The organism is Pedobacter sp. Bi27 (assembly GCF_918698255.1).
Classification (GTDB): Bacteria; Bacteroidota; Bacteroidia; order Sphingobacteriales; family Sphingobacteriaceae; genus Pedobacter.
In genome coordinates this window covers 897,003-908,772 of record NZ_CAKKMW010000003.1, presented here as the reverse complement: position 1 = coordinate 908,772, position 11,770 = coordinate 897,003, and the positions used below count along the sequence as shown (strand labels likewise).

Here is an 11,770-nt window from a genome sequence, read left to right as displayed (position 1 = left end):
GATAAAAGAAGATACGGTTATATCTTCAACTGGCAAAATGCATTCAGATTTGTTAGGAACAGCCTAATTGAGTTAGTAATGGGATCAAAACTGAAAACAATAATTAAACAGCTAATAGAGCAAATTTCTAAAACTGTAGTTGCGGTAAAGCCAACAAGAAGCTTTCCCAAAATTAAAGTTCGGCAAAATAAAAGCAGGTTGCACCAAGCATATAAATAGCTTAACTTAATAGCATTGGGGATGCTAAGACCAGATTGTGATAGTATGCGACATATCATCATTTCGAGCGAAGTGCAACGCAGCTGAGAACCACGAAGTGCTCAGCTAAGCTAAATCTACCTGGAGGGCAATTTGATTAGATCTCTCCGCTCCGCCATGCTCCGGTCGAGATGACGAACCTGTTATTAAAGACTTTTCTATTTAAAGTGCAGCTTTTACTAAAAATGGCAATATTTCTTTCTGGAAACTTACAAAGTTCTTACGAACGTCAGAATCGCTAACAGAGGTAAATGCAAATGAAAATACGATGCTCTTACTGGCTTTTAACAGAAAGGCCAATCCTTCCCTTCTGGCAGGGTTATTCTTAAAGTTATCCAATTGCAGGTAAGCAGCTAACAACAAAGCCTCTAGCTGATCTGATAAGTGTTTTAAGAATTCCTGAGAGTTTGCATTTTCACGAACAAAATCCCACCCGATAAATTCGTTACACGCAGTAAAAGATAAACGGCTGGTTTTCATCACCAATGCTTTTAAATGTTCTTCTTCTGATGCATAGCTTAATTTATTATGCAGGATTTCGTGAAGATTCTGATCAAGGTAATCCATCAGGATACTATCCAGCACCTGTTCTTTACTTTCGAAATATTTGTAAATTGTTGCTTTGGCAATGCGTGCCTTTTTGGCAATTTCGTTTACACTGGTTTTATGATAACCGTATTTTCTAAATAGTTCTTTGGCAGCCTTTTTTACTGTTTCTTTTATTTTTTCAGCTTCCATTTTAATTGCTTACGTGTAATAGTGTATTGCCCTGCAACGAAATATTATATGCTTTCAAACTTCTTTCTGCGGGTGCTTTTTGTGGACTTCCATCAAGCAGTGAAAATTTTGCGCCAGAACACGGATCGGTTGCGGTAAATCCACTATCATCGGGCACTACTTTACAAATTTTCTCTGGATTTACAGTACTACAACGATCAAATACGACATAACTGTTAGATGATATTCTCACAATAATTAAACCGCCAACACCCCGATCAGCAACTAGCATAACATTATCTTTTTGCTTAATGGAAAACTCTTGAAGTGTTACATTATAATTTACCGGCACATCAGGAATGTAACCTTCATCTTTACCACAGCCTGTGGCAATCAAGAGTACAAACAATATGCTATATAAATACTTCATCATTAAATTAAAGCAGATTTAAATTGCTTCAAGAAACGTACGTCGTTTTCAGAGAATAAACGCAGATCTTTAATTTCGTATTTCAGATTGGTAATGCGTTCTATTCCCATTCCAAATGCAAAACCGCTATATTTTTTCGAATCGATACCACAGTTTTCCAAAACATTGGGATCTACCATACCGCAGCCCAAAATTTCTACCCAACCACTGTATTTACAAAACTGGCAGCCTACTCCTTTACAAATGGTACATGAAATATCCATCTCTGCAGATGGCTCAGTAAAAGGGAAATATGATGGGCGGAAACGCACTTTTGTACCTTCTCCGTATAATTCCTGAACGAAATAAAATAAAGTTTGCTTTAAATCGGCGAATGAAACATTTTCATCAACATACAAACCTTCTACCTGATGAAAAAAGCAGTGTGCACGTGCAGAAATGGCCTCATTACGGTAAACACGGCCTGGCATAATTGCCCTGAATGGTGGCTGGCCCTGTTCCATCATGCGCACCTGCACGGAAGAAGTATGCGTACGCAGTGCAATATCGCCTTTTTCTCCACCTTTTTTAATGAAGAAAGTATCTTGCATATCTCTTGCAGGATGCTCTTCAGGGAAGTTCAGTGCAGAGAAGTTATGCCAATCATCTTCAATTTCAGGACCTTCTGCTACTGTAAAACCAAGCTTAGCAAAAATCTCTACAATTTCTCTACGCACTAAGGCTAAAGGGTGGCGCGAACCAATCTCGAAACCTTCACCCGGTAAAGTTAAGTCTTGTTGTGAACTTTCCGTTTTTACATCAGCACTTTCTGTAGATTCTTTTAAGGTGAGGTATTTTGATTCGGCAAGTTGCTTAAACTCATTTAAAACTTTACCTAACGATCTTTTTTCTTCAACAGAAACAGATTTGAATTCGTCGAAAATCTCTTTAATGATGCCTTTGCTTCCTAAATACTTGATGCGGAATTGCTCCAACTCGTCTGCTTTTTCAGTTACGAAAGCATTAATTTTATCGGTATATTGTGTTATTTTGTCCTGTAACATGGCTTCAAATATACGTCAAATTATCCAATAATTTTAGGGTTGATGGGTTCAAATAATCTGTTTACAATACCATTATAAAAGAAAATGAACCCATAAACTATAAAAGCCGCTTAAGCGGCTTTTATAGTTATCGTAGATATATAGGTTTTAAATTACACCCAATTCTTTCCCTACCTTAGTAAATGCGGCAATCGCTTTATCTAAGTGATGTTGCTCATGTCCTGCTGATAACTGTACACGGATCCTCGCTTTGCCCTGAGGCACAACCGGATAAAAGAACCCGATTACATAAATACCTTCTTCTAACATTTTAGCAGCAAATTGTTGTGCAATTTTTGCATCGTACAACATTACCGGAACAATTGGATGGAAACCTGGTTTAATATCGAAACCAGCCTCAGTCATTTTCTCACGGAAATACTTCGTATTGTTTTCTAGTTTATCTCTTAATGATGTGGTTTCGCTTAACATATCTAATACTGCGATAGATGCACCTGCAATTGCTGGTGCTAAAGTATTAGAGAACAAATAAGGACGTGAACGCTGACGCAACATATCGATAATTTCTTTTTTACCTGAGGTAAAACCGCCAGATGCACCACCTAAAGCTTTACCTAAAGTACCGGTAATGATATCGATACGGTCCATTACATTGAAGTGCTCATGTGTTCCGCGGCCATTTTTACCGATAAAACCTGTACAGTGCGATTCATCGATCATAACCAAGGCCTCGTATTTATCAGCCAGATCTGCAATTTTATCCAGCGGAGCAACTGATCCGTCCATCGAGAAAGCACCATCGGTAACAATAATTCTATGTCTGCAATCTTTAGCCGCGATTAACTGTTTTTCCAAATCTTCCATATCTGCATTTTTATAACGGAAACGTTGTGCTTTACACAATCTAACACCGTCGATAATTGATGCATGATTTAATTCATCAGAAATAATGGCATCTTCTGCATTAAATAATGGTTCAAAAACACCACCATTGGCATCAAATGCAGCAGCATACAAAATGGTATCTTCTGTGCCTAAAAATTTAGAAATTTTAGCCTCCAATTCTTTGTGTACATCTTGTGTACCACAGATAAAACGTACCGAAGACATTCCATAACCATGATCGTCGATCGCTTTTTTAGCCGCTTCTATCACCTTTGGATGAGAAGAGAGCCCTAAATAATTATTTGCGCAAAAGTTAACTACTTCAGCACCGCCACTTACTTTAATGTCGGCACCCTGAGGGGTAATAATAATTCTTTCGCGTTTAAATAATCCAGCGTTTTCGATTTCTTCAAGTTCTTTCTGAAGAACAGGTTGTAATGTTTTATACATGGCCTTTTGATATGGTTGATTTTACGCCCAAAGTTATAAAAAAAAGTCTTTACAGACCTAAAAAGGCAATTTTATACCTATATATTGCAGACAAACGTTTGATCAATTAATTAATTAACACAAGATTTATAGATTTTAAAAAAATTAGCACTACTATTATTTCCAAATCCAACAAAACCCATATCTTATCGAATGGTGCTACTAGTTATGGTCGCAAAAACTAATTACTATCCAATATGAAATTTGATGAATTATACTGGCACGACTCAGTAATAAAGAGAGTCGAAATAGATAGAACTAAACCAGGAAAACAAGATACTATCAGCTTTGAAATTGATTGGTACGACAGTGGAATAGGAAAACTTTTGTTTGAAGATGTATATTGGATGCGCATTGATATGAATTTTGGGATAGTAGCGGATGATTGTATTGATGATGCATTTATATCTTCGGCGGAAGATGTCGATCTTATCAGATTTAAGGGAAAATGGCGTGGATTAATTGATACCGATTTATCCTGTTATGTGATTAAAACTTCATCCACGGGAAGTGAATTCAAAATTATTTCTAAGGGATACCGATTAGAATAGCTTTTAAATAAATGAAAACAACTTCTTATAATAATCAACTGTTATTATTTTTTTCAATCTTAACAAACTTTAACACCCCCCTGTATGTATAGTCTTAAAAGTTATTCGATATTTATAGCTTACTAATCCAATTTATGATAAGAATTTGCGCGCTCCTATTTTTTTGTGGCCTCACCAATTTTGTTTTTGCTCAACAATTTACCATTACAGGTGTAGTTAAAGATACCAACGGACAGCCTGTTCCTTTTGCATCAGTTTATTTAAAAAACACCACTACCGGCACGTCTGCAAATGTTGACGGAAGATATTCGATGAAGCTAAAAACGGGAGAATACACGTTAAATTTCAGGGCAGTGGGCTATAAACAGCAGGAACACATCATCAACCTTACCGACGATATTTCGCTCAATGTAACCCTAACATCTGAAAGTTATACTTTAGAAAATGTAAACATCAGGGCAAATGCCGAAGATCCGGCTTATGCCATTATCCGCAAAACCATCAAACAGAGAAAAACCCATCTAGATGAAGTTAAGGAATTTAGTTGTGATGTTTACATTAAAGGCGTACAACGTTTAAGGGGTGCCCCTAAAAAGTTTTTCGGTCGGGATATCCAAAAAGTTCTGGAGCTCGATACCAATCGAAAAGGCATCATTTATTTATCAGAATCGCAGAGTAAGTTTAATTTCAGAAGGCCTAATGATGTGCACGAAGAAATGATTTCATCAAAAGTTGCCGGAAGAAACAATGCTTTCAGTTTTAATAAAGCATCTGATCTCATTATTAATTTTTATGATAATTACCTGCTCGAAAACAAATTAAGCACCAGGGGCTTCATTTCACCAATTGCAGACAATGCCCTGTTTTACTATAAATACAAGTTGCTTGGCGAAACCAAAGAGAATGGAGAACTGATCCACAAAATCGAGGTCATCCCCCGTCGTGAAAATGACCCTGTGTTTAGGGGAATTATTTACATTATTGATGGCAGCTGGAGAATTTACAATACCGATGTTTATTTAACTAAAAAATCGGGGATCAACTTTATCGATACCTTAAACATCAGCCAACAATTTACCAAGGTTAAGGAGGTTTATATGCCTACCGCCATCAATTTTCAATTTGCGGGTAATGTATTGGGCTTTAAAATCGCAGGCTATTTTGTTGGTATTTATAGCAATTACAATGTTGACCCTAAGTTTCCTAAAAACTTTTTCAATGGCGAAATATTGAAAATAACTGAAATGGTGAACAAAAAAGACTCTACCTACTGGACAAACAACAGGCCGATTCCTTTAACAGGTGATGAAAAGCTTAATTACGTCAAAAAAGATAGTATTGCTAAATTAAAGGAATCGAAAAAGTATCTCGACTCACTAGAAAAAGACAACAATAAATTTGGCATTGGCAAATTGCTGCTTAGAGGATATAGTGTTAACGATCGCTATGATAAGGAATATTGGTCTTTCGATCCGGTACTTAAAGCTATATTTTACAATACCGTAGAAGGTTTTGCAGTAAAATATGGGGGTACCTACAGAAAGGATTTCGAGAATAGAAGATCTTACTCTATCCGGCCTGAACTGAGGTATGGTTTTGCCAACCAAAAACTTACCGGAAGTTTAACCGGAAGTTACTATTACAATCCGCTTAAAAGGGCCAGTATAGGTGCATCGTTCGGAAATGGCATTTTTGACCTAAATAATCTGGGCTCAATGACTGCGTTAGGCAATACCATTAACTCATTGCTTTACGAAAAAAACTTCTCGAAATTTTACGAGAAAAGCTTCATTAACATTAACACAACCAGAGAACTGGCAACAGGATTGCAGGGAAGTGCAAGTGTAGATTACAGCAGGAACAAAAATTTAATCAATAACTCCACATTTAAGTTTATCGATGCCAAGGATAGGGAATTTACATCGAACAATCCTTTCAGTCCAACTGTAGAAACGCCACTTTTCCCTACGTACAACTCCCTAAGTGCAACTGTAAGTTTAACCTACACCATTGGCCAGAAATACATTACCCGTCCAGATGGCAAGTTTTATACCGAATCTCACTTTCCTAGAATTACGGTATTATATAAAAAAGGATTTAACAACGTTTTAAATAGCGATGTTGATTACGATTTTGTAAAAGCAGAAGTTTATCAGGACAGAATTAGCTTAGGGTTATTGGGCTATAGTTCATTTTTGGTTGGGGCAGGAAAGTTTCTTAATAATGCAAAGATGTACTATCCTGATTTCAAACATTTTTCAGGTAACATTTCTACCATCTTCCCTCCTAACATAAGGAAGTTTCAATTTTTAGATTTTTATCAGTTTAGCACCAACCAGCAATACTTCGAAGCGCATTTAGAGCATAACTTTGCAGGCTTTTTCACAAATAAAGTGCCGTTACTGCGTAAAGCTAAATTGGAAGAATTTATTGGAGGTGGTTATTTGTCTTCTCCAGAAAAAAGAAATTATAAAGAATTTTATTTCGGCTTCCAGCGTCTGGTACTAAGGGCCAGTTATGGCTTTGCTTACGACGGTGCCCGCAAATTAACACAAGGATTTAGAATAGCTTACACCTTATAATAAGGTTTAGGGTGTAGGGTATTAGGCGTAAGGTTTACTGAACCAATTTTAGATGTTTTCCTAAAGAGGGAAGATTCTGAAATCGGGAGTTAAAAACCTTCCACCCTGCCTTCTACGTTCTACCTTTTTTTATTATCTTTGCCCCGCTTTAAACGCCGTTTGCAACGGTATCAACAGCGTTATGGAAAAATATCAAACACTACTTTACTATTGCTATAGTTACATAGCAGAGGCAGAACAATTTGCTGCCGATCACCTTAAATTTTGTAAATCATTAGGTTTAGTTGGCCGTATTATCGTTGCCGATGAAGGTTTAAACGGCACTGTTTCTGGTACGGTTGAGGCTTGCGACGCTTACATGAAAGCCGTACATGCCGATGAAAGGTTTGCAAAAACAGAGTTTAAAATAGATGATGTTGAGGAGCCCTCGTTCCTGAAAATGCACTGCCGTTATAAATCCGAAATTGTTCATTCTGGTTTAAGAGATACCTCGATCATTAATCCGAACGAAAAAACGGGTAAACATTTAGAGCCTGTAGATTTCATGAAAATGAAAGATGATGAGGATGTAATTATTCTGGATGTCCGCTCCAATTATGAGCACAATCTTGGTAAATTTAAAAATGCATTAACACTCGATATCGAGAATTTCCGCGATTTCCCTGAACAGATTAATCAACTTGCCCAATATAAAGACAAGAAAATATTAACCTATTGTACCGGAGGTATTAAATGCGAAAAAGCTTCTGCTTTGCTTTTACACCATGGCTTTAACGATGTTTACCAATTACATGGTGGCATTATTAAATATGGAAAAGAAGCGGGTGGAAAGGATTTTGAAGGTAAGTGTTATGTTTTCGACAACCGCATTGCTGTTGATGTAAATAAGGTAAACCCTACCATTGTTTCAGTTTGTTATAACTGTGGTAAAACTACCCCTAAAATGATCAACTGCGCCAACCCAGAATGTAATGAGCACATTACGCAATGCGATGAATGCGGCGATCAGCTTCAGGGCTGTTGCTCGGTGGAGTGCACTACCAATCCACGCAAGCGCCCTTACGATGGCACAGGCTATTATGTGAAGGTTCCGCAGCCGGTAGCAGTGAAAAGTTAAACCGTGCTTATTGCCTATTAGTTGATGGTTAGTAGTCTAATGGTCAATAGCCATATTTCGCAGCATATTCGTTAATAGTCAAAGAGTTAATAACTATAAAATTAAAGACATAAAGTTGAGAGAGATAATTATATTTATTTCAAATTTAACATTATGGCTTTCAAATTTGAAGAATTAAAGGTTGGCAGGTTTCATTTAAACTCAGTAACGAAATAGATATTATAGCAAAAAGCTTTCCTAGGATAGAACTTTTCAGTTTAGCTAATCAAATTAAGAAAGCAGCTGATTCAGTCAACCTTAATATTGCCGAAGGTTGCATGGGACAATCAAAAGCTGAATTTTCAAGATTCTTAACTTATTCTGTCCGTTCTGGATTGGAGGTGGTGAGTTGCCTATTTATGGCTTTCTCCAGAGATTACATTACAGAGACTGAGTTTAAAAGACTTTATGCTGAATACGAACAACTTTGTAAGATGATTTCGAAGTTAAAAAATTCATTGTGAGATTAAGTCAATATCTAACGGAAATGGCAAATAGCCATTAACTATGAACCATTGACTATCAACAAACAGATCTCGATCATTACCTATTAACCACCTTATTAAACAATTTTTCATTTACTTTGTGTATTAATGGCTTTACCTATTAACCATTTTATGCTAAACTATTTCCGGTTCCTATTATTATTATCCTGCTTCGCAATAAATGCCCATGCATCAGAAATTAAAAGCATAGGCGTTCCATATATAGAAAATTATCCAAAATCGGTTTATTCGTCAGGAAACCAGAACTGGAGTATAGCAAAAGATAAAAATGGTGTGATGTACTTTGGCAATGCTGAAGGACTTTTAACTTTCGATGGCCGCTACTGGCAGAAATATCAGATGCCCAACAGGCAAATTGTTAGATCGGTCGCAACAGATGATAAAGGAAGAATTTATACCGGTAGCTTTGGTGAATTTGGCTTTTGGTCGATTAAAAGCAACAGGTTAACCTATAGCTCACTTACCAATCTTTTGCCAAAAGGAATAAAAATCAATGATGAAGTCTGGAAAATCTATGTAGATCAGGATAGGGTAATCTTTCAATCCTTTTCGAAAATATTTCTCTATAAAAACAACAAAATCGAGGTTGTAAAATCGCCATCTTCCTTTCTGTTTCTTCATAAGGTGAACAAAAGGTACATAATTGAAGTGCTGGAAAAAGGTTTGTTCGAGCTCATTGGCAACAAGTTAATCCATATCCCAAGCAGTGAAAAGCTTGGCAAAGAGGGAATTCTTTCTATCCTTCCTTATAAAACCAATGGCCTCATTATTGGCACCAGTAAAAACGGATTATTTACTTATGACGGAAAAGATTTTACGCCGCTAAACACACCAGCAAATGGCTATCTTAAAACCTACCAACTTAATAATGGAGTAAGTTTATTGGGTAAATATTTTGCTTACGGCACTATTCTTAATGGCCTCATCATTATTGATGAAAATGGAAGGGTCGTGCAACGGATCAATAAATCGAGCGGTTTACAGAACAATACTGTTTTAAGTTTATATGCCGATAATGAACAAAATCTTTGGACAGGTCTTGATAATGGGATCGACCGTATAGAACTTAACTCTCCCTTATATTTTTATTTTGATAAAACAGGTCAGTTTGGTACTGTTTACTCCAGCATTATCTTTAATAATAAAATTTATCTTGGCACCAATCAGGGCTTATTTTATAGCGAGTGGTCGCCAGATAACCTCTTACCCTTTAATTTTCGGTTAATCTCTAACTCGCAAGGGCAGGTATGGGAACTCACCATTATTGATAATGAGTTGATCTGTGGACACAATAGCGGCACATTTAAAGTAAACGGCGATAAAATCGATTGGTTATCGAGATCATCTGGTGGCTGGACAATTAAAAAGCTAAACTCAAATCCGAATTACCTTGTTCAGGGTACTTATACCGGTCTTTCGCTTTTTACAGGATCTCCGGCAGCAGGATTAAAGTTTGCTACAAAAATTGCAGGCTTTGATGCTCCGTCCAGATATGTAGAACAGGATAACAAGGGGGATATTTGGGTAGCACATGCTTATAAGGGGCTGTATAAACTAAGCTTAAGCCCTAACTACACGAGTGTAACCAGCACCAAATATTTTGATGAAAGAAACGGTCTGCCCGGCAATTACAACATCAATATATTTAACTTAGAAAACAAAATTGTCTTTTCTTCTGATGCAGGTTTTTATACTTATGATGAATTGAGCAATAAATTTACCAAGTACGAAGCACTTAATAAAGAACTCGGTTCTTTCGAATCCTCCAATAAAATTATTAGCGCTGGTGGCAAAAAATATTGGTTTATTAATCACGGCAAAACAGCACTGGTTAACTTTAGCGAACCTGGTAAAGTAGAAATAGATTCGAATCAATTCAGCATTTTAGATGGCCGGATGGTGCAATATTATGAGAATATCAGCCGAATCAGCAATTCCATTTACCTGATCAGCGTTGATGATGGGTTTGTAATCTACAATCCTACGGCTCAACTGAGTTTGCAGAAACAAAAATTGCCCGCCGTACTGATCAGGCGTGTAGAAGATATTACCGATAAATTTTCGCTCATTAGCGAAGCTGGAAATGGTGAAGAAGCAACCGAGATTGAAAATAGCCGCAACAATATCCGCATTTCTTATGCATTACCCTATTACCGACAGGCTAAGGTTAAATATCAGTTTTATTTAGAAGGATACTCTAAGGCCTGGTCTGATTGGAGTTATGCTACACAAAAAGATTTTACCAATTTAAGTGCCGGGAACTATGTTTTTAAAGTTAGGGCAAAAATCGATGATACTTCAGTAAGCGGGGAAACCGTTTATTCGTTTACTATTTTGCGTCCATGGTATTTAAATAATTGGGCCATTTTGTGTTATGTAATTCTATTTGTGGTGGTATTGATTCTGGGTAAGAAAATCTACGAAAGAAAACTACAGCGGGACAGTCAAAAAATCAGCGACCGATTACAGGCCGAGCAAGAAGAGATCCTGAAACAGGAAACGGAGATCAACGAAAAGCAGATCATCAAGCTGCAAACAGAAAAATTACAGGCAGAACTCGCCTCGAAAAATAGAGAACTGGCCAACTCAGCCATGACCCTTGTTTATAAAAACGAACTGCTCCAAAAGCTGAGTGATGAGATCACCAAATTAAAGGATGAGAATGGAAAAAAACTCTCAGATGATCAAACACGAAAAATCCAGAAAGTAATTAATGATGGTATGAATGATGAGCGTGATTGGCATTTATTTGAGAATAGTTTTAATGAGGCACACGAAAGTTTCTTTAAAAAATTAAAGGCACAACATCCCGATCTTGTTCCGAATGATTTGAAACTCTGCGCCTACCTCAGGATGAACATGAGTAGCAAAGAAATGTCATCACTGTTGAACATTAGTTTAAGGGGGGTTGAAATACGCAGGTATCGCTTGCGCAAAAAACTCGAAGTACCCCACGATAAAAACCTGACAGAGTTTTTAATGGAACTTTAAAATCAAACCTTCTTCAAAATATTTCAACTTACCACAGTAAAAACCGGAGGCAAATAGTTTCGGGAACGATTGCATAAAAACCGAATTTTAAGATTATTTTCTATTCACACTCAAATCGGGCACTACATCATTACCTCTCATAGCCTCTTTCTACGCCCCACA

Annotated in this window: 9 protein-coding genes; 5 read left to right on the top strand and 4 right to left on the bottom strand. The window is 36.9% G+C overall.

From position 1 onward, the window contains the following. Positions 1 to 420: 420 nt before the first annotated feature. The 4 genes from LQ227_RS13925 to kbl form a co-directional block, all read right to left on the bottom strand. The gene (locus LQ227_RS13925; RefSeq protein ID WP_029274048.1) at positions 421 to 996 is read right to left on the bottom strand and encodes a TetR/AcrR family transcriptional regulator; all 576 of its coding nucleotides are present in this window, start codon (positions 994 to 996) and stop codon (positions 421 to 423) included. A gap of 1 nt (position 997) precedes the next feature. Then, positions 998 to 1,408, bottom strand: a complete 411-nt coding sequence (locus LQ227_RS13920; protein WP_230146327.1) for a hypothetical protein — start codon at positions 1,406 to 1,408, stop codon at positions 998 to 1,000. Further along, on the bottom strand, positions 1,408 to 2,448 hold the full coding sequence (pheS, locus tag LQ227_RS13915) for a phenylalanine--tRNA ligase subunit alpha (RefSeq protein WP_230146326.1): 1,041 nt from the start codon (positions 2,446 to 2,448) through the stop codon (positions 1,408 to 1,410). The genes LQ227_RS13920 and pheS overlap by 1 nt, the downstream gene beginning before the upstream one ends. 147 nt (positions 2,449 to 2,595) lie before the next feature. Further along, positions 2,596 to 3,783 (bottom strand): glycine C-acetyltransferase, encoded by a 1,188-nt coding sequence (gene kbl, locus LQ227_RS13910; RefSeq protein ID WP_230149683.1) that lies wholly within the window; start codon positions 3,781 to 3,783, stop codon positions 2,596 to 2,598. 236 nt (positions 3,784 to 4,019) lie between these two features. On the opposite strand from kbl, the gene LQ227_RS13905 reads away from it, so the two are divergent. The 5 genes from LQ227_RS13905 (at position 4,020) to LQ227_RS13885 (ending at position 11,608) form a co-directional block, all read left to right on the top strand. Continuing rightward, positions 4,020 to 4,373, top strand: coding sequence for a hypothetical protein (locus LQ227_RS13905; protein WP_230146324.1), 354 nt, complete (start codon positions 4,020 to 4,022; stop codon positions 4,371 to 4,373). 134 nt (positions 4,374 to 4,507) lie between these two features. After that, entirely contained in the window at positions 4,508 to 6,955 is a 2,448-nt protein-coding gene (locus LQ227_RS13900) for a DUF5686 and carboxypeptidase regulatory-like domain-containing protein (RefSeq protein ID WP_230149682.1), read from the top strand. Between the two features lie 181 nt (positions 6,956 to 7,136). Beyond that, positions 7,137 to 8,072 carry a rhodanese-related sulfurtransferase gene (locus LQ227_RS13895; protein ID WP_230146322.1) on the top strand — a complete coding sequence of 312 codons (936 nt, stop codon included), beginning with the start codon at positions 7,137 to 7,139 and terminating at the stop codon, positions 8,070 to 8,072. Between the two features lie 173 nt (positions 8,073 to 8,245). Beyond that, positions 8,246 to 8,575 (top strand): four helix bundle protein, encoded by a 330-nt coding sequence (locus LQ227_RS13890; protein ID WP_371823056.1) that lies wholly within the window; start codon positions 8,246 to 8,248, stop codon positions 8,573 to 8,575. Between the two features lie 153 nt (positions 8,576 to 8,728). Further along, positions 8,729 to 11,608 carry a triple tyrosine motif-containing protein gene (locus tag LQ227_RS13885; RefSeq protein WP_230149680.1) on the top strand — a complete coding sequence of 960 codons (2,880 nt, stop codon included), beginning with the start codon at positions 8,729 to 8,731 and terminating at the stop codon, positions 11,606 to 11,608. The last annotated feature ends 162 nt before the right edge of the window (positions 11,609 to 11,770 follow it).

Excerpts from the sequence above, each read along its gene's own strand:
- LQ227_RS13925 (WP_029274048.1), bottom strand. The coding sequence starts at position 996 with ATGGAAGCTGAAAAAATAAAAGAAACAGTAAAAAAGGCTGCCAAAGAA.
- LQ227_RS13920 (WP_230146327.1), bottom strand. The coding sequence starts at position 1,408 with ATGATGAAGTATTTATATAGCATATTGTTTGTACTCTTGATTGCCACA.
- pheS (WP_230146326.1), bottom strand. The coding sequence starts at position 2,448 with ATGTTACAGGACAAAATAACACAATATACCGATAAAATTAATGCTTTC.
- kbl (WP_230149683.1), bottom strand. The coding sequence starts at position 3,783 with ATGTATAAAACATTACAACCTGTTCTTCAGAAAGAACTTGAAGAAATC.
- LQ227_RS13905 (WP_230146324.1), top strand. The coding sequence starts at position 4,020 with ATGAAATTTGATGAATTATACTGGCACGACTCAGTAATAAAGAGAGTC.
- LQ227_RS13900 (WP_230149682.1), top strand. The coding sequence starts at position 4,508 with ATGATAAGAATTTGCGCGCTCCTATTTTTTTGTGGCCTCACCAATTTT.
- LQ227_RS13895 (WP_230146322.1), top strand. The coding sequence starts at position 7,137 with ATGGAAAAATATCAAACACTACTTTACTATTGCTATAGTTACATAGCA.
- LQ227_RS13885 (WP_230149680.1), top strand. The coding sequence starts at position 8,729 with ATGCTAAACTATTTCCGGTTCCTATTATTATTATCCTGCTTCGCAATA.